Below are 19,438 nucleotides of genomic sequence, written 5' to 3' on the forward strand. Positions count from 1 at the left end.
CATTTGTGAGCAATACAGACGCGCCGTCGCCAGGCGTAGCGTCACTACTGAGAATCCGGGTTATGTTGCAGTTCATTCTCCGACGTTTGGGGCTGGTTATCCCAACGTTTATCGGTATCACCCTTCTCACCTTTGCCTTTGTCCATATGATCCCCGGCGACCCGGTAATGATCATGGCGGGTGAGCGTGGTATCTCTCCTGAGCGTCACGCCCAGCTGCTGGCCGAGCTTGGTCTCGATAAGCCGCTGTGGGAGCAATACGTCAACTATGTGTGGGGCGTGCTGCATGGTGACTTAGGTATTTCGCTGAAAAGCCGTCTTCCGGTGTGGGACGAGTTCGTACCGCGTTTTAAAGCGACGCTGGAACTCGGCATCTGCGCCATGATTTTCGCGGTGGCCGTAGGCATTCCGGTGGGCGTAATGGCCGCTGTGAAGCGCGGCTCCATCTTCGATCACACCGCCGTGAGCCTCGCGCTGACCGGTTACTCCATGCCTATCTTCTGGTGGGGCATGATGCTGATTATGCTGGTTTCGGTACAACTGAACCTGACCCCGGTTTCCGGACGCGTCAGCGATATGGTGTTCCTCGACGACAGCAATCCATTGACCGGCTTTATGCTGATTGATACCGCCATCTGGGGCGAGGACGGAAACTTCATCGATGCCGTTGCGCACATGATTCTGCCCGCCATCGTGCTCGGTACTATTCCGCTGGCGGTGATAGTGCGTATGACGCGCTCGTCGATGCTGGAAGTGCTCGGTGAAGACTATATCCGCACCGCGCGCGCGAAGGGGCTGACCCGTATGCGCGTGATCATCGTTCATGCCCTGCGCAACGCCATGCTGCCGGTGGTGACGGTGATCGGCTTGCAGGTCGGCACACTGCTGGCGGGCGCGATCCTGACGGAAACCATCTTCTCCTGGCCGGGTCTGGGGCGCTGGTTGATAGATGCACTGCAACGCCGTGACTATCCGGTGGTGCAGGGCGGGGTACTGCTGGTCGCGACGATGATTATCCTCGTCAACCTGCTGGTCGACCTGCTTTACGGCGTGGTGAACCCGCGTATTCGGCATAAGAAGTAAGGGGCCATCATGTCACAAGTCACTGAAAATAAAGTTGTCTCCGCACCGGTGCCGATGACCCCGCTGCAGGAGTTCTGGCACTATTTCAAACGCAACAAAGGCGCGGTCGTCGGGCTGGTTTATGTGGTGATCATGCTGATCATCGCCGTGTTCGCTAACGTCCTGGCCCCGCACAACCCGGCGGATCAGTTCCGCGATGCGCTGCTTGCGCCGCCGGTCTGGCAGGATGGCGGCACCTGGTCGCACATCCTCGGTACCGATGACGTTGGCCGCGATACGCTGTCTCGCCTGATGTTCGGCGCACGTTTGTCGCTGCTGGTCGGCTGTTTAGTGGTGGTGTTGTCGCTGATCGCCGGGATTATCCTCGGTCTGGTCGCCGGTTATTTCGGCGGCGTTATCGACAATATCATTATGCGTATCGTCGATATCATGCTGGCGCTGCCGAGCCTGCTGCTGGCGCTGGTGCTGGTGGCTATTTTTGGCCCGTCGATAGTTAACGCCTCGCTGGCGCTCACCTTCGTGGCCCTGCCGCACTATGTGCGTCTGACGCGCGCAGCGGTGCTGGTGGAAGTGAATCGCGATTACGTCACTGCTTCCCGCGTGGCCGGTGCAGGCGCGATGCGCCAGATGTTCGTCAATATTTTCCCTAACTGCCTTGCGCCGCTGATTGTTCAGGCGTCGCTTGGTTTTTCCAACGCCATTCTCGATATGGCCGCCCTTGGCTTCCTTGGCATGGGTGCGCAGCCGCCAACGCCGGAGTGGGGCACCATGCTCTCCGACGTGTTGCAGTTCGCACAAAGTGCCTGGTGGGTCGTGACCTTCCCGGGTCTTGCGATCCTGCTGACGGTGCTGGCATTTAACCTGATGGGTGACGGCCTGCGTGATGCGCTCGACCCCAAACTGAAGCAGTAAGAGGCTCGAGATGGCGTTATTAAATGTAGATAAGTTATCGGTGCATTTCGGCGACGTTGGCTCCGAATTCCGCGCCGTAGACCGCGTAAGCTATAGCGTAAGCCAGGGCGAAGTGGTCGGCATCGTGGGCGAGTCCGGCTCCGGTAAATCGGTCAGTTCGCTGGCGATTATGGGGCTGATTGATTTCCCGGGCCGCGTGATGGCGGAAAAACTGGAGTTTAACGGCCAGGATCTGAAACGCATTTCGGAAAAAGAGCGCCGCAGCCTGGTGGGCTCCGAAGTGGCGATGATTTTCCAGGATCCGATGACCAGTCTGAACCCGTGCTACACGGTCGGTTTCCAGATTATGGAAGCCATTAAGGTACATCAGGGCGGGAATAAGAAAACCCGCCGGCAGCGGGCGATTGACCTGCTCAACCAGGTGGGCATCCCCGATCCGGCTTCGCGTCTGGACGTTTACCCGCACCAGCTTTCCGGCGGTATGAGCCAGCGCGTGATGATTGCGATGGCGATTGCCTGCCAGCCGAAGCTGCTGATTGCCGACGAACCGACAACCGCGCTGGACGTGACCATCCAGGCGCAGATCATCGAGCTTTTGCTGGAATTGCAGCAAAAAGAAAACATGGCGCTGATCCTGATCACGCACGATCTGGCGCTGGTGGCGGAAGCGGCGCACAAAATCATTGTGATGTATGCAGGCCAGGTGGTGGAAACCGGCGAAGCGAAGGATATCTTCCGCGCGCCGCGTCATCCCTACACGCAGGCGCTTTTACGTGCGTTGCCGGAGTTTGCGCAGGATAAAGCGCGTCTGGCCTCGTTGCCGGGCGTGGTGCCGGGCAAATATGACCGCCCGACTGGCTGCCTGCTGAACCCGCGCTGCCCGTATGCCACGGACAAATGCCGCGAGCAGGAGCCGGAACTGAACACCGTCGATGGCGGCCGTCAGTCCAAATGTCACTACCCACTCGATGACGCCGGGAGGCCGACACTATGAGTACGCACGAGGCCACCTCGCAACAGCCGCTGTTGCAGGCTATCGACCTGAAAAAACACTACCCGGTGAAGAAGGGGCTGTTTGCCCCGGAACGCCTGGTAAAAGCGCTGGACGGCGTGTCGTTCACCCTTGAGCGCGGCAAAACGCTGGCGGTGGTGGGCGAATCCGGTTGTGGTAAATCCACGCTGGGCCGCCTGCTGACGATGATTGAAACCCCGACCGGCGGTGAACTTTACTACCAGGGGCAGGATTTGCTCAAGCACGATCCGCATGCGCAGAAGCTGCGTCGGCAGAAAATCCAGATCGTCTTTCAGAACCCGTACGGTTCGCTGAACCCGCGTAAAAAAGTCGGACAGATCCTCGAAGAGCCGCTGCTTATCAACACGTCGCTCAGTAAAGAGGCGCGTCGGGAAAAAGCGCTGGCGATGATGGCGAAAGTCGGCCTGAAAACCGAACATTACGACCGTTACCCGCATATGTTCTCCGGTGGTCAGCGCCAGCGTATCGCTATCGCCCGTGGTCTGATGTTGGATCCGGATGTGGTGATCGCCGATGAACCGGTTTCCGCGCTGGATGTTTCCGTGCGTGCGCAGGTGCTGAACCTGATGATGGATCTGCAGCAGGATTTGGGGCTCTCTTACGTCTTTATTTCGCACGACTTATCGGTGGTTGAGCACATTGCCGATGAAGTGATGGTGATGTATCTCGGCCGCTGCGTGGAGAAAGGCACCAAAGAGCAGATTTTCTCGAACCCGCGACATCCGTACACCCAGGCGCTGCTTTCCGCGACGCCGCGCCTGAACCCGGACGAGCGCCGCGAACGTATCAAACTGACCGGCGAGCTGCCAAGCCCGCTTAATCCGCCGCCGGGCTGCGCGTTTAACGCCCGTTGCAGCCGTCGTTTCGGCCCTTGCACGCAGTTGCAACCGCAGTTGAAAGACTACCGCGGGCAACTGGTGGCTTGCTTCGCCGTCGACCAGGATGAAAACGGCGAAAAACCGCACGTTTAATCCCCACGTTATGCCTGGTGGCCCGGCGTTTACCGGATCTACGCAGTGTTGTAGGTCCGGTGATGGTGGTGCCATCAGGCATTATCGTTGCTGGCCTTTCCTTATAAACATTCCTGTTGTATTTAGAAATTTCCAAAAATAACCGGCAATGTCGTGGTGAAATAATTTCAAGGGGAATAATGAGTTGGGGAAATACTCCGTTTTAATACCACTCTAAATATTTCCAGATATTTCATATAGTAATATAAAATTAACAATAATTTAAAGGTTGATAGCGTATTTGTCTTTTTAACCATTTAAAAAAGATATTATAACTAAGTGATTTATCTTAAGTATGAATGTTGCTGGGTGATTTTTGTTTAATCGCGTCATTTACACTTTAATAGATTTCGCGTGAAAAAAAGATGGCGCATCTATAGCCAATGTTTATATATTTGCTGAAATTAAACAGCGTTTTAGCCCTACTAAACTTTGGCACGTAAAAACCAGGCTGAAAACCATCGCTGAAGTAAGACTTCGTACCCGCGTAAAACCGCACCGCCACAATTAAAACCCATCACTTGATGCTATCAGGACACCAATCCTGACGGTGATGGACGCAATTTTATTTTGTAAATCATGAGAATAACTATGGGTCATTACGATGATTTGCAGAGGTTTAAGGATAAGACTCGCAATCAGCAGCACGATTTTAAAGATCTCTCTGCACAGAACCTCGCACAAGACCAGAGCAGTTGGGCAATCATTAATCAACTTTCTCCCGCCACGGATGAATCCATGCTGGCGATGGGCGGTCATGTGTCACTGCCTGTCCCGCAATCCGTCGATCCTGAGGTGTTTGCCGCGCAACAACTTGCTGCGACAGTGGATGAGGTTGTGCCTGCACCTGCGCCAACAACCTCTCTGCTAAAAGACGTCGCCAGCCAGCTCGATGCAGTGGCTCCGGCGTTCAACGCCGCCGCCTACGCGCCTGCGCCTGCAAGCGTAGCACCGGTTATGCAGCTGCCATCGCCTGCGAATCCTTCTTCGGCCCCTGTCAGCTATGCCCGGCTTTTCGCGGCGAAAGCGGCGGAGGAGAAGCCCCGCGCGGAAAAAAATCAGCCCTTACACTCGTTGTTAGAAAGGATCGCTTCATGCCGTTGATTTGTGTGTGTTCGCCGAAAGGCGGTGTCGGAAAAACGACCCTGACGGCAAACCTGGCCTACGCCCTTGCCCGCGCAGGCAGCAAAGTGCTGGCGCTTGATTTTGACGTACAAAACGCGCTGCGTTTGCATTTTGGCGTACCGCTGTCGGACGGGCGTGGGTATGTGGCGCGCGCGGCGGATTACTCCGACTGGAGCCAGTTTGTGCTCACCGCGGGCGGCAATATTTTCGTGCTGCCGTATGGTGATGTCACGGAAGCGCAGCGCGTTGCCTTTGATGAGCGTTTAACCAATGACGAGCATTTTCTGACGCGCGGCCTGAATACGCTGCTCAACTATCCGGGCTTGATTATCGTTGCCGACTTTCCTCCGGGGCCGTCTGCGGCGCTGAAAGCGATGTCGCGACTTGCGGATGTGCATTTAGTCACGCTGCTGGCCGATACCGCCTCGCTCTCACTGCTGCCGTATATCGAAAATAACCGTCTTACCGGCGATGTGCTGAACCGCAAAGCGGGTCACTACTTTGTGGTGAACCAGAGCGACAACCGTCGGCTAATCAGCCGCGATGTTACTGCGTTCATGGAACAACGTCTGGGCAATCAACTGCTGGGCGTGTTGCATCGCGATGAAAGCGTCGCTGAAGCCAATGCTTCTCAGCAGTCGGTATTTGATTTCAGCCCGGCGTCCGCCGCGGCGTTCGATATCGAACTGATTGCTAAACGGGTCGCCGGAATTTTGGGCGTCAAAATCGGTGACGGCACGGTACACAACTCACCACGCATGTCAGGCTTCTAACGCTTCGGGCAACGTATGAAAAAGTTTCTCTCTATTTTGCTGGTTCTGGCAGTGCTGCCTGTTGCCCTGTTGGTGGTGATCACGCCCATGGACAGCCAAAAGCAGTACATTTTTGGCCTGATCAGCATCGGTATTCTCTGTTTAATGGGCTTGAGCAAAAAGCGCAGCATTTCGGTGATCATGGTGGTGATGTCGGTGCTGCTCTCAACGCGCTATATCTATTTTCGCCTGACACAAACCCTGCACTTTAATTCCGAAATTGAAACCATCCTCGGTATGGGGCTGTTTCTCGCGGAACTCTATGTCTGGGTAATGCTGCTGCTCAGCTACCTGCAAACGGTCTGGCCGCTGAAACGCGAACTCGTACAGTTGCCGGATGATATGGAGCTGTGGCCGACGGTCGACGTCTATATCCCGACCTATAACGAACCGCTGGATGTGGTACGCGATACGGTGCTGGCTGCGCAGTGTATGGATTACCCGCGCGATAAGATGAAAATCTATCTGCTCGACGACGGCAAACGCAGTGAATTCGCCGTGTTTGCCGCCGACGCTGGCGTCGGCTACATCACCCGCAACGATAATGCGCACGCCAAAGCCGGTAACCTCAACCATGCGATGAAGCTCACCAACGGCGAGCTGATCTGCGTTTTTGACTGCGACCACGTAGCGACACGCATCTTCCTGCAGGCCACGGTCGGCGGTTTCCTGAAAGACCCGAAACTGGCGCTGGTGCAGACGCCACACTACTTCTATTCGCCCGATCCGTTCGAGCGTAACCTCTCCGTCGGGCGCAATATTCCTAACGAAGGGGCGCTATTTTACGGCCCGATTCAGCGCGGCAACGACAACTGGAACGCCACCTTCTTCTGCGGTTCGTGCGCGGTGATCCGCCGTAGCGCGCTGGAAGAGATTGGCGGTTTTGCCGTGGAAACGGTCACCGAAGATGCGCATACCGCCCTGAAAATGCAGCGTCTCGGCTGGGGTTCGGCATTTATTGATATTCCGCTGGCCGCAGGCCTGGCGACCGAGCGTCTGGTGCTGCATGTGATTCAGCGAACCCGCTGGGCGCGCGGTATGACGCAGATTTTCCGTCTCGATAACCCGCTGTTTGGCCGTGGGCTGACCATCCAGCAGCGCCTGTGCTATCTGAGCGCGATGCTCTATTACCAGTTTGCGTTGCCGCGCATTGCCTTTGTCACCGCGCCGCTGGCATACCTGCTGTTTAACCTGAATATTATTCACTCTTCGGCCAGTCTGGTATTTGCCTACGCGCTGCCACACCTGTTCTTGGCGGTGTACGTTAACTCACGGCTGAATGGCCGCTTCCGTTACAGCTTCTGGGGCGAGATTTATGACCTGGTAATGGCGTTTCACATTGCGCTGCCGACCGTGGTAACCATGCTGTTTCCCAAACGCGGCAAGTTTAACGTCACCGACAAAGGTGGGCTGCTGGATGTCGGCTATTTCGACTTCAGCGTGGTGCGCCCGCATTTGATCATTGCCTTGCTGCTGGCTGCGGGCGTGGTCGCCGGGATTGTCCGCGCCTGCGCGCATGACTACTTTGGTGTGGATCCGCGCGTTATTGTGCTGAACGTTGGCTGGGGCTTGTATTGCCTGATCTTCCTGCTGGCGGCGATTGCTGTTGCGCGCGAAACCCGCCAGACCCGCAAAACCATCCGCATTGATGTCGATATCCCGGTGCTTATCCACTACGCCAGCGGGATCACGTCGCGCAGCCAGACGGCGGATTTGTCGATGGGCGGCTGCCGTATCGTGGCCCCGGACGATCGCCATTTGAATGATGAAATCGAAGCGATTGAACTGCTGCTGCAATCCGGCGCGATCACGATTCCGGTGCAGACCGTCGCCAGCGACGAGCAGCATATCCGTCTGATGTTCGACGATATTCCGCTGTCGCGCCGCCGTGAACTGGTGCGCGTGGTGCTCTCCCGCGCTGATGCGTGGATCAACCCGCCAAAGCCGCAGGACAACCCGTTCCGCTCCCTGTTGACCATTGTGCGTTGCGTCTTTGACCTTTTCTGGCTGACGTGGAAATCACGCCGCGAAAACCGCCGTTTACGCGCGCAGCATGCGGCAAAAGTTGCGCAGGAGGAGAGCGTATGAAACGGCTAACCGCACTTGCGGCGCTGCTTGGCGCGCTGTTTATCGCGCCGTTACACAGTGAAGAAACGACGGTTGAATCGCTGCTGCCGCTGGATCTGCCGCCGCCAACGATAGCGCAATCCACGCCGACATTTGTGCCTTCGGTGATGAGTAGTGTCAGCATCGCGCAGATGGGTCAGCCGCAAGGGATCACCCTCAGCGGCGGGCAATTCCAGGGCGGCGTTGATTTTACCCTGCCGGTCGACCAGGTAATGACCAGCGCCCGGCTGGCGCTCAACCTGCGCATCTCCCCGGCGCTGGCGGCACGTAACGCCACCATGCAGTTGATGCTCAACGGCCAACCGCTCGGCACTGTGCCGCTGACGGCGACCGACAGCGATCTGGCCCGTTACCAGCTTGATATTCCCGCTGCGCTGATGGTCTCCAGTAACAGCCTCAGCTTTAAGATTAACGATGGCGACGCCATGCAGTGTCAGCGCGACCTGAGTGACAAATATCGTGTCACTATCCTGCCGGATTCGCGTTTTGAACTGGAAGGGCAGCAACTGGATATTGGCGCGGATCTGAGCCATTTTCCGCGCCCCTTCTTTGACAGCATGCAGATGTCACCGGCGGCGATTGCGGTAGCATTCGCGTCAAAGCTGAGCCCGGATACCATTAGCGCCGGGGCGCTGATCGCCTCGTGGCTGGGGATTCAGGCCGATTATCGCGGCGTTTCGTTCGCGGCCTACCATGACCGTCTGCCGGAAAAAAACGGCATTCTGATTGGCCACCCCGGTGAGCAAATTGGTGGTTTAACACTGCCGCAAACCAGCCAGCCGCTGTTGAAAATTATCGATAACCCGGCGAACCCGGTTTACAAACTGCTACTGGTGGTGGGGAAAGATGAAAGCGAATTACGCGCGGCGGCATGGCGCTTAACACGCGGCAACTTTGCGCAGCAAACCCCGGCAGTGGATGTCGATGCCCAGACGATCCCGTTGAGCAAACCGTACGATGCGCCGCGCTGGATCCCAACCGATCGTCCGGTGAAGTTATCGGAGCTGATCCGTAAAGATCAAAGCCTGACTGCCACCGGGATCTGGCACCCGCCGTTGCAGGTGGCGTTCCGCGCCGCACCCGATCTGTTCTTGTGGGACGGTGAAACCATCCCGCTGCATATCGGTTACCGATTCCCGACGGAAAACTGGATTGACGAACAACGTTCGTGGCTGAGCATGACTCTGAACGACACGTTCCTGCACAACCTGCCGGTCAATAAGCAGGGGGCGCTGGAGACGCTGTGGCACAAACTCGGTGGCGATGCGCGTCAGGAGCAGTTTGATATGCCGCTGGAGCCGTACATGATTTACGGCGACAACCAGCTTTCGCTCTATTTCAACATCGTGCCGAAAAAGGACGCGCCGTGCAGCACCTTGCTGAATAACAACATTAAAAGTCGCATTGATGACGATTCGTGGATCGATCTCAGCCACACCCGCCACTTTGCGCTGTTGCCGAATCTTTCCTATTTCGTCGGGGCTTCTTTCCCGTTTACCCGCCTGGCGGATTACTCAGAAACGGTACTGATGCTGCCGGTTAACCCCAGCGAAACGCAGATCGCCACGCTGTTTGATATGGCGGCACGCTCAGGCAACGCCACCGGAACCGCGCTCGGTCACAACCGCGTGGTGTTCGGTGTGCCAACCGGCGGCAGTTTTCTGGAACTGCTGCGGGATCGCGATGTGCTGGCGGTAAGCGGTATGGATCAGCATGACTTTAACCGTGCGCTGCTGGCGAATTCGCCGTTTGTCACCCACGACAGCACGCTGGGCGTGCGTGAGCCTTCCAGCTGGCAGAAAGTGCAGCGCTGGATAGCGGGCGACTGGGCGGCTGAAGGGCTGGAAGCCGATCGCTACTTCTCTTCCAATGAAGCGTGGCGCGGCTTTATCAGTTTCCGCTCGCCATGGAACGATGCCCGACTGGTGGTGCTGGCGCTTGGCAGCAACGACGAGCAGTTATCGCATCTGCATGACGATCTGGCGTCGGCAAAAATTAACGCCGGTATTCGCGGTGACGCCGCCATCATCACCAATGAAAATGGCGTGCGCAGCTTCCGCGTCGGCGAGCAGTTCCCCAGCGGCGAAATGCCGCCCCATCTGAAAATTGTCTGGTACGCCAACCAGCACTCGGCGCTGCTGGCGATCCTGAGCCTGCTGGTCGGGTCGCTGGTGGGGGGAATGGTGTATCGCATGCTTAAAAAACGCGAGCGTAAACGTCTGGATGCGGGGAACAGCAAGTGAAAAGGGTGACAATAATGCCTAAAAAAACCGCCCGTCGGCTGACAACAATTTGCCTCTCCGGCGCGCTGACGCTGGCGACCTCTGGTATGGCGCAGGCCGCGCCAAATGACGCGGCGCTCAAGGCACTGTTTGATCAGGCGAACTACTGGCACGAAAAGTCCCACGACGACCTGGCGATGGAGTCGCTCAAAAAGGTGTTGATGGTCGATGCCAACAACACCCAGGCGATGTACCTGATGGCGCTGTGGGCGCAGCAAAATGGTGATTTACAAACCGCCGCGCAGTGGCGCGCCAGGCTGGCGAAAACCGCGCCGGACGATAGCGGTTTGCAGGCGCTGGATAATGCAAAACAGCTGGCGCAGGTGCCGCAAGGGCAGTTAACGCTTGCCCGTCAGCAGGCGCGCAGCGGCAATGTTCCGGCGGCGCTGGAAACCTGGCGCAGCCTGTTCAATGGCGACACGCCGCCGCCGAGCCTCGCGCCGGAATACTATTTAACGATGGCGGGCGATAAAGCGCTCTACCCGCAGGCGCTGGCAGAAATTCAGCGCTTCGTCGCCCAGCATCCGCAGGACAATGCCGCCCGCGTGGCGCTGGGCAAGATGTTGACCTGGCGCGAAGCAACGCGCCGCGACGGGATTTTGCTGCTGGAGCCGATGGCCAGCGGCAATAAAGAGGCGGATGAAGGGCTGCGTCAGGCGCTGCTGTGGCTTGCGCCGCAGGCTGGCGATGAACGCTTTTATGATACCTGGTTGCAGCGCCATCCGCAGGATAGCGAGATCCAGGCGTACTACCGTAAAAATGTCGGTGGCAGCGCGAAAGGCGCGGGCTTTAGCGCGCTGAATAGCGGCGACAGCAATGCCGCAAAACGCCAGTTTGAGCAGGTACTGCAAACCAACCCGGAAGACGCCGATGCGCTGGCGGGCATGGGTTATATTGCCCAGCGCAACGGTGATTACCAGGCGGCGGCACAGTATCTGAACCGGGCGGCGAGCCAGGGCGGCGAGGCTTCAGCAGAACGTAAAGCGCAGGCGGAAGACGCCGCGTTTTATGGTCAACTGGCGCAGGCGCAGCAAGCGTTAAAAACGGGCAATGTCAGCCAGGCGCTGGCACTTTCCGCGCCGCTGGCGCAGCAGAGCGGTGAGCGCGGCACCGCCGCCAAACTGTTCCGCGCCGATGTGCTGCGCCAGAACAAAGATTACCCGCAGGCGGAACAAGCGCTGCGCGAGATCCTCAACGAGCAGCCGCAGAATGCCCCGGCGCGGGAAAATCTCTACTACGTGCTGCGCGATCAAAACAAAGCGGCAGAAGCGCAAAGCCTGCTGCGCACGTTACCGGCGAGTTTGCAGGAAAAACTGCAACCGCGCATGGTGACGGGGACGCCTGGCGACCCGCTGCGTCGGCAGGCGCAACAACTGGCAGCCAGCGGAAATACGTCGCAGGCCATTGCCGTGCTGCGCCAGGGCGTGGCGCGTCTGCCGGATGATCCGTGGTTGCGCCTTGATTTGGCGCGTTTGCTGCAACAAGCGGGTCAGGAAAATGAAGCCGCGAACGTGATGCTGCCCGCGCAAAATCCACGAGCCGGAGCCAGCTCACTGTATGCAGCCGCGCTGTTCGCCAGTGAAAATGGCGGCTGGCAACAGGCCAGTTCGCTGCTGTCACGTATTTCGCCGGCCAGCCAGAACGGCCAGATGCGCGACCTGGCGCAGCGGGTTAATTACAACCTGCAAATGGCGACCGCCGAGCGCTACCTCGCTCAGGGCAATATGACGGCGGCATCCAATACCCTGAAAGCGCTGGCGGCCACACCGCCGAAAAGCCCGGTCGATGCCGGGAAACTGGCGCGAATGCTGGCGCAGACGGGCGATACCACCACCGCCGTCGCGCTGGTGCGTGAAAGTATGAAACAGGGCGTGCAGGGCAACATCGGCGATTATGCCGATCAGGTTGCGGTGCTGAACCAGGCGGGGCTTAACCAGGAGGCGCAGGCCTTTGTTTCCCGCCCGGACGTGCAGGCGCGCAGCACGCCAGCCCAGCTTGCCGGGGTGCGGAATGGTTATGTAATCAACGAAGCGGATCAACTGCGTGAGAAGGGCAATTATGCCGCCGCGTATGACAAGCTGATCCGCGCGTTGCAAAACGACCCGCAGAACACGGATTTGATGTTCGCGATGGGGCGTTTGTATCAGTCCGGCAAGATGAACAAAGAAGCGGGCGTGCTGTATGACTACCTGATGACGCGCGACAGCGAGGATCAGGCGGCGCGCGTCGGGGCGATTGATGTCGCGCTGGCGGAAAATAACGTCGACAAGGCGCAAACCTTAGCCAGCGGCCTGCGCAGTAATAATTCACCGGATCGCTTGTTGCTGCTGGCGCGGCTGGAAGAGGCGAAAGGCAATCATCAGCAGGCGATGACCTATCTGCGCAGCGCGCGGGGTAAGCTGGTGGGGCTGGAGTCGAACAACAGCGCGGCAACACCGACAATCGGCGGTGTGTTGCTGGCGGATAACCCGTTTACCACCACCAGTAAAAGCGCGGCGCCGCAGTCGCTGTATGGCCAAACGCTGCCGTGGCAAGTTGCGCAGGTGGCACACGAACCGGGCAGTAATTTGCCGGGCACCACGCGTACCGATCTGCCAGTCGAAACGGCGCAAACGCGAACACTGCGCCAGGTCGACGACATGATGCAGCAGATGAACGAGAAAACTGGCATGTGGTTGCAGGGTGGCGTGGAAATTCGTGGCCGCGACGGGGAAAACGGCACCAGCAAGCTGACGGAAGCCAAAGCGCCGCTCACCTGGTCCAGTTCGCCGTTTGGCGATGCACGCTTTGAATTTACCGCGACACCGGTTTCGCTCAGTTCCGGCAGCGCTTCTGGCGATTCATGGCGGCGTTATGGCGCGAACCCGCTGGCGAATGGCGTGAGTAACATTGCGGCCTCGATTAAAAACGCCAACCAATCCACGGCAACCGACGGCAGCGATAAATTTACCGATCTCGCCGGTTATGCCGATGCCAGCAAATTGTCGCCGTTTACCGAAACGGGTTACGACAATCTCACTTCGCTGCTGTCATCGAGCCGTTTGCAGAGTTTGAGCGCATCAAACTATAAGGCCAACTATAGCGATCCGATTAAGTCTTCCACCGATTCGCAAAACGCCAGCGGCGTGGAGCTGAATATGGCGCTGAGCGGCGACAGCTATAAGCTGGATATCGGCAGCACGCCGCTGGGGCAGGATTTAACCTCGCTGGTCGGCGGCGTGAAATGGTCGCCGAAACTGACCAATTACCTGACGCTTATCCTTACCGGCGAGCGTCGCGCGGTGACCGACAGTTTGCTGTCTTACGTTGGGCTGCGGGACGCTTACTCCGGCGAGCGCTGGGGGCAGGTCACCAAGAACGGCGGCAGCGTGCAACTGAGCTACGACGACGGCGACGCGGGGTTCTACATTGGCGGCGGCGGATACAGCTATCTCGGCAAAGATGTGGCGAGCAACACCAGCGTGAACGCCAATGCCGGGGTTTATCTGCGTCCGTGGCACGACGATTTCCGCCAGTTACAGACGGGGCTGAACGTTGGCTGGATGAACTACTCGAAAAACCTCAGTTACTTCACTTACGGCCAGGGCGGTTACTTCAGCCCGCAGAACTACGTGAGCGTGTCGCTGCCGGTTGATCTGTCGCAGAAAATTGATAACTGGAAACTCAGTATTGGCGGCGCGGTAGGCTACCAGTCCTATACGCAGGACAAGAGCAATTACTTCCCGACAGAACCGGAAGCGCAGAAGATGCTGCAACAGCTCGCCGATATGGGCTTTGTGAAAGAGGCACAGTACCAGGGCGGTTCACAGAATGGCATTGGCTATAACTTCCATGCCGGGCTCGATTACAACCTGAATAAAAATATGTCGGTAGGTGGAAAAGTCGGTTATGACACCTTCGGCAGTTACAACGAAAGCACTGCCGGGATTTGGCTCCGGTACATGCTGGGGGATAAATAATGACAACCAACACTGCTAACACGCTGCTGCTTGGCTATTTCCAGCAACAGCAAACGCCGCCGGGCTGGTTTGATTTGCTGAGCGTGATGATTGACGGCATGGTGCGAAACGTCGGCGAAGCGGAAAGCCTGCCGTTCCTGCGCCAGATGGGCGAAGCATTAGCGGACCGTGTACCGCTTCCGGCCTCATCGACGGTCGGCGAGCTGGAAGCGAACATTAATGCGCAACTGGCGGTGTTCAACTGGGGGTTTATTGATATCGAAACCACTGAGCACGGCATGGCGTTTCGCCACCAGGCGCTGCCGGTGGCGCGTGAAGAGGCCTACCAGACCCGCTGGTGCTATGCGTTTTGCGCCATTCTTGAAGGGCTTTATTCGCGCTGGCTGCGAAACCAGGGCGGTGAGGCGAGCCTCGTGTTTACCCGCGAAAGGCTCTATTCTGTGGCGGATGTTCTTTTCCGTTACGCTAACCCACAGTGAGTTTGCCCATGTTAAAGCGCGTTTTCACCGCAATGGTGGTGATGGTGAGTCTGCTATTTGCATCCGTTTCCCAGGCCGCTGGCGCCTGGGAGAGTTATAAAGCGCGGTTTTTGATGCCGGATGGTCGCATTGTCGATACCGGCAACAAAAACGTCTCCCACACCGAAGGCCAGGGGTTCGCCATGCTGATGGCGGTCGCCAACAATGATAAAGCGGCCTTTGACAGCATGTGGAACTGGACCAATAAAACGCTGAAAAACAAAGCCAATGGCCTGTTTTACTGGCGTTATAACCCGGTGGAAGCCGATCCCATCGCCGATAAAAACGACGCTACCGATGGCGATGTGCTGATCGCCTGGGCGCTGCTGAAAGCCGGGGAGCGCTGGAATAACGCCGCGTACCTTGCCGCGTCCGATGCGATAACCCAGGCGGTGCTCAAACATACGGTGGTGAGTTTTGCGGGTTACCGCGTGATGTTGCCGGGTGCTAACGGTTTTAACCTCAACACCTATGTGAACCTGAATCCGTCCTACTTTATTTTCCCGGCGTGGCAGGCTTTCGCTGAGCGCAGCCATCAGGTGGTGTGGCGCGATTTGATCAAAGACGGGCAAACGCTGCTTGGCAATATGACGTTTGGCAAAGCGCGCTTACCGACGGACTGGGTTTCACTTTCGGCGGACGGCAAACTGAATCCGGCGAAAGAGTGGCCGCCGCGCATGAGCTACGACGCGATCCGTATTCCGCTGTATGTGAGCTGGCAGGATCCGCACAGCGCGCTGTTAACACCGTGGCGCAACTGGTGGCAGGGTTTTAGCCGCAGCCAGACTCCCGCATGGGTGGATGTGGCGACCAACGATAACGCGCCGTACAACATGAATGACGGTTTACTGGCGGTGCGGGATTTAACGTTGGGTGTAACGCCCGCACAACCGCAGATCACCGCGCAGGATGATTACTACTCCGCCAGCCTGAAAATGCTGGTCTGGCTGGCGCAGCAGCGCTAAATCAATAACCTCTCCCCGCCAGGGGAGAGGTGTGCAGGATCACTGCGGGTAGGGCACCCAGTCACCGCCGTTCAGGCGAACATATGGCTTATTCTGGTACTGCAACACAATGGCGTTGGCGTTTTCGGACACCGGCGCGGTTTGCGGCAGATTACTGGTCAGTTGCTGCCAGTTGACGTTGTCCTCGGTAAAGATTTTGCCATCCAGCACGCGGGTAACAATCTCGGAGATAGCGAGGAAACTGCTCGGCTGCGTAATGGTTATCGGCGCGCCCTGATGCGGTGATTTCATACCAAAGAATTTAATCGCCGTCGGCACGTTGGTAATCGACGGGCTTGGGATATCGCGCAGGCCGGAAACCTGCATTTTATCGCCCTGTAGCGCCGCGCCGTGTTCTGGCACCAGCACCACCATCACTTTGCGCCCGGATTTATCCAGTTGCGTGAAGAACGCATCCAGCTCATCAAACAATTTTTGCGCGCGCAGTTTGTAATCGGCGGTTTTGCGATCGCCCGGATAGTGGTTGCCATCGTGCAGCGGCAGCAGGTTGTAGAAAGTCGCGGTGCGCTGGCCCTGTTTAAAGCTGTCGGACTCCATCCAGCGGTTCAGCACCGCTGTGTCGTCATAAATCGGCGAGCCGTCAAAAGAGAGCAGCACCGGCGGCAGATCCGCCTGGTTCATCAGCGGTGCCTGCATGCCGCCGTTGTCGCGCACTTCTTTGAGAAAACCGCCGAACTCACCGTTGTGATCCATCATCAACTGCTGGCTGAAGCCAAGTTTCGACAGGTTATCAAACAGATAGCACTGCGTGTTGGCCTGCTGGTAGAGGTTTTTATGCGACGGCTGGCCGCAGCTGGCGCGCAGCAGGCGAATCGCCGCCGGGCCGCTGTAGGCGGTCGCCGAGTTGAAGTTTTTGAACTCAATATCAAAGTGCGACCACAGCGGGTGCGAGGCCAGACCGGCCGCTTCAATATCAGCCCATGAGAGGGAACAGATGTTAATGAACAGCAGATCGAACGGTTGTGCGTCGGCCGGAAGCTGCGCCGGGAAGGTGCTCTGGCGCTTCTCCTCGGCGGCGTAGAAACTTGCCAGCCACGCATTCAGATTCTCTGAGGTCGGCGGCGCGGTTTGCGCGGGAATATCGCCAACCACCGGCGTATCGCCCGTTGCTGCGACCGTTGCCGCCGCCGAACCGCCAGTGGTGGTGACGGTCGTGGTCGGTTGGCCGGCGGGCCACAGAGTAAACGCCGGCCCGGTCAACGTCAGCACGTTTAACCAGATCATAATCGCGACGACAAACACGGTGACGCGGATCCATTGCGACAAGAACAGCCAGGCAATCAGCATCACGAAAATCGCGCCAATCATCTGCCAGTTGATAAAACGCGTCACCAGATCCCACAGGTAATCGGCGCTGAAGCCCGCGACCTGCGAGCCCTGGCTCATCATACTTTCAAGACCCGGCAGCCAGGTGTCGTGCCAGAACAGACCGAACCCGATGGGAATGGCAATCCAGTGACGTAAACGATGCAGGCGGACGCGCGGCAGCGGCATCAGCAGAAAAGCCATAAACACCAGATTCAACAGCGGGTGAAAGTTAAGGTAGCCCGCCCACAACAGACCGAATTTCACCAGAAAATAGAAATTCCAGCCGGAAAGGCCGCGCCAGTATTGCCACAAAGGCGAAGGCGTTGAAGTGGTCATAGTATGATTAGTCATGTTTTCGGTCTGCCTTGACGAACGATTCCCGGCGCAGCACGCCTGCCGGTTTTACATAGCGTGGTTTGGTAAACAGTATGCGCAACGCGCTGCGGATAGGGCGTATCCAGTGGCGTGTAAGGTAACCCAGCGGGAAAAAGATCAGGGCGCAAAGCACCACCAGCTGAATAATATCGCTGACTGACATCATGATGTGTGCTCCGTGGCTTTACTGAATAACCGCAACGGTTCCGGGATCCGACGCCAGCTTGTGCCGTCGTGCTCAGCGTTAATGATTTTCTTCTCTGTGGCGGTGACAGGCAGCGGTTTCGCCCATTTATCCGGTGACAGCGTGCGCATTTGCACCAGCTCTGCGGCAATCTGGTTATCTTCAAACCACACCACGCGATTAGAAAAAATATCTGCCGTTGGCAGCGGGAAAATGTGGTTCAGCGCCGTGTCGAGATCGTTAACCCGGCAGAACGACAAAAACAGCACCAGACGATTATCGCTAAGGCTGACAATATCGCCCACGCGGTTTGGGCGGCACAGCGTTAGCGCTTGTTCAACGCGGATGCCTGGCACCGGGCGCAGCGCGACCAGCACCCCTTTGCCATCGGCGGGCAACAGCGGGTTATTAACCATATTCCCGACGGCGTCGCAGAACACGTTCCACGGCTGAAAACTACGCAGTTTTAATGGCTGAGTCATGGACAGTAATGTGGTGATATCTTCCGGCACCAGACGGTTAAATTGCTGGCCCTGCACGCTTTCAATCAGCGTAAGACAACGGGAAAGAGGGGCGTTCCACGGGATCACCATATTGGCGCCACAGCCGAGCAATAAGCGTTCGTCGGTAGCACGCAGGCTGGCCTGGGTTTCACGGACAATAATTTTCAGCCCGCTGCCGCGCTGGCGGCGCAGCGTGTGCACCTGGCGTGCGATGTTGTCGATTTGATTGTTTCGCGCAAGGGTGAAAATCAACGTCGCCGCCTGGCTGGAGCGCGCTTCTTCAAATAACGCTTCGTTGGTATCAAATAAGGTCCAGTGTTCCGACAGCGGCGGTGCGCCTTCCAGCACGGCGACATTACTTAATATGCGTTTCTCATCGCTGCGGGGTTGCACCGACGTTTCTTCTTGCTGCGCGAGCTGCCAGCGACCTTGATGATGATTAAGCACTAATTGCTGGCGCGCGCTAATGCCCTTTTCATTGCACCACCAGGCAACATCATAAAGATACATATCGTTTCGGTAGCGTAAACTCGCCAGTCCAAACAACGAACGGTATTCACTCATTAAAATGGATGATTGTTTGTCGTTATTACTGCCAGGATTAATAACCAATAAGGAGCATTTATGATATTTCGCCCAGGCATGAGTTCTTTCTAACCATTGTTGTAAATCAGGCGCCGATATATTCTGCCAGGCATTATTTTCCCCCAGCAGAATCAGTAAATAGTTTTCAGGTTCAAATGAACAAAGTAAATCGCGGGTGAAAAAGTATAGACTATTATTCTGATTCGGCATTGTGAAAATTCTGATTTTGTCAGGACCATACTCTTTATCTAATTTAATGATTTTCCGCAGGTCCTGACCCATACCGATTGCCGCCACCTGTGCGTCTTTGTTCTGGGCTGCAAGGGTTTGATTTATGAGACTTATTGCATCTTGTTGACGATCGGTGTTTACCCACCAAACGCCGCCCGCGGGCATATGACGCAATTCGTCCCATAATGACTCAATGCCAATAGAAAATATGGGCTCCACGATGTCCCTCTTGATGCAAAATTGTCTGTATCTCAGTTTACTAGCGAAAGCCGAGAAATAAACCTAACATTGAAATTAAAGAACATCAGATTTAGCATGTAAACGAATTTTCTCGGGTGCGATGCCCTGCTACTTCTGTACTCTGTAC

Annotated in this window: 14 protein-coding genes; 11 read left to right on the forward strand and 3 right to left on the reverse strand. The window is 56.9% G+C overall.

Going from position 1 to position 19,438, the window contains the following annotated elements:
- Window positions 1-62: 62 nt before the first annotated feature.
- From dppB to O3S68_RS17665, 11 genes are all read left to right on the forward strand, one after another.
- A complete protein-coding gene (gene dppB, locus O3S68_RS17615; protein ID WP_045507596.1) occupies window positions 63-1,082 on the forward strand; it encodes a dipeptide ABC transporter permease DppB in 1,020 nt (339 codons plus the stop codon).
- A 9-nt stretch (window positions 1,083-1,091) separates the two neighbouring features.
- Window positions 1,092-1,994 carry a dipeptide ABC transporter permease DppC gene (gene dppC, locus O3S68_RS17620; protein WP_020455682.1) on the forward strand — a complete coding sequence of 301 codons (903 nt, stop codon included), beginning with the start codon at window positions 1,092-1,094 and terminating at the stop codon, window positions 1,992-1,994.
- 10 nt (window positions 1,995-2,004) lie between these two features.
- A complete protein-coding gene (gene dppD, locus O3S68_RS17625) occupies window positions 2,005-2,988 on the forward strand; it encodes a dipeptide ABC transporter ATP-binding protein (RefSeq protein ID WP_020455681.1) in 984 nt (327 codons plus the stop codon).
- Window positions 2,985-3,998, forward strand: a complete 1,014-nt coding sequence (gene dppF / locus O3S68_RS17630; RefSeq protein ID WP_020455680.1) for a dipeptide ABC transporter ATP-binding subunit DppF — start codon at window positions 2,985-2,987, stop codon at window positions 3,996-3,998. The genes dppD and dppF overlap by 4 nt, the downstream gene beginning before the upstream one ends.
- A gap of 630 nt (window positions 3,999-4,628) precedes the next feature.
- On the forward strand, window positions 4,629-5,141 hold the full coding sequence (gene bcsO / locus O3S68_RS17635) for a cellulose biosynthesis protein BcsO (RefSeq protein ID WP_097406427.1): 513 nt from the start codon (window positions 4,629-4,631) through the stop codon (window positions 5,139-5,141).
- Window positions 5,132-5,935: a cellulose biosynthesis protein BcsQ gene (bcsQ, locus tag O3S68_RS17640; protein WP_269232093.1), complete on the forward strand. Its 804-nt coding sequence runs from the start codon at window positions 5,132-5,134 to the stop codon at window positions 5,933-5,935. Before bcsO ends, bcsQ begins: the two co-directional genes overlap by 10 nt.
- A gap of 15 nt (window positions 5,936-5,950) precedes the next feature.
- Window positions 5,951-8,062: a UDP-forming cellulose synthase catalytic subunit gene (gene bcsA, locus O3S68_RS17645; protein WP_097406428.1), complete on the forward strand. Its 2,112-nt coding sequence runs from the start codon at window positions 5,951-5,953 to the stop codon at window positions 8,060-8,062.
- The gene (gene bcsB, locus O3S68_RS17650; protein WP_045507602.1) at window positions 8,059-10,344 is read left to right on the forward strand and encodes a cellulose biosynthesis cyclic di-GMP-binding regulatory protein BcsB; all 2,286 of its coding nucleotides are present in this window, start codon (window positions 8,059-8,061) and stop codon (window positions 10,342-10,344) included. The genes bcsA and bcsB overlap by 4 nt, the downstream gene beginning before the upstream one ends.
- A gap of 14 nt (window positions 10,345-10,358) precedes the next feature.
- Window positions 10,359-14,342 (forward strand): cellulose biosynthesis protein BcsC, encoded by a 3,984-nt coding sequence (locus tag O3S68_RS17655; protein ID WP_269232094.1) that lies wholly within the window; start codon window positions 10,359-10,361, stop codon window positions 14,340-14,342.
- The gene (gene bcsD, locus O3S68_RS17660) at window positions 14,342-14,821 is read left to right on the forward strand and encodes a cellulose biosynthesis protein BcsD (protein ID WP_020455674.1); all 480 of its coding nucleotides are present in this window, start codon (window positions 14,342-14,344) and stop codon (window positions 14,819-14,821) included. Before O3S68_RS17655 ends, bcsD begins: the two co-directional genes overlap by 1 nt.
- A gap of 8 nt (window positions 14,822-14,829) precedes the next feature.
- A complete protein-coding gene (locus O3S68_RS17665; RefSeq protein ID WP_269232095.1) occupies window positions 14,830-15,825 on the forward strand; it encodes a glycosyl hydrolase family 8 in 996 nt (331 codons plus the stop codon).
- 39 nt (window positions 15,826-15,864) lie between these two features.
- Here O3S68_RS17665 and bcsG read toward each other — a convergent pair whose 3' ends face one another.
- From bcsG to bcsE, 3 genes are read right to left on the reverse strand one after another with little or no spacing between them, the layout of a single operon-like run.
- Window positions 15,865-17,544 carry a cellulose biosynthesis protein BcsG gene (gene bcsG, locus O3S68_RS17670; protein ID WP_269232096.1) on the reverse strand — a complete coding sequence of 560 codons (1,680 nt, stop codon included), beginning with the start codon at window positions 17,542-17,544 and terminating at the stop codon, window positions 15,865-15,867.
- Entirely contained in the window at window positions 17,537-17,734 is a 198-nt protein-coding gene (gene bcsF / locus O3S68_RS17675) for a cellulose biosynthesis protein BcsF (protein WP_017458256.1), read from the reverse strand. The genes bcsG and bcsF overlap by 8 nt, the downstream gene beginning before the upstream one ends.
- Window positions 17,731-19,290, reverse strand: a complete 1,560-nt coding sequence (bcsE, locus tag O3S68_RS17680) for a cellulose biosynthesis c-di-GMP-binding protein BcsE (RefSeq protein WP_269232097.1) — start codon at window positions 19,288-19,290, stop codon at window positions 17,731-17,733. The genes bcsF and bcsE overlap by 4 nt, the downstream gene beginning before the upstream one ends.
- Window positions 19,291-19,438: the final 148 nt, after the last annotated feature.

It is taken from the genome of Kosakonia sp. SOY2 (assembly GCF_027109175.1).
Classification (GTDB): Bacteria; Pseudomonadota; Gammaproteobacteria; order Enterobacterales; family Enterobacteriaceae; genus Kosakonia.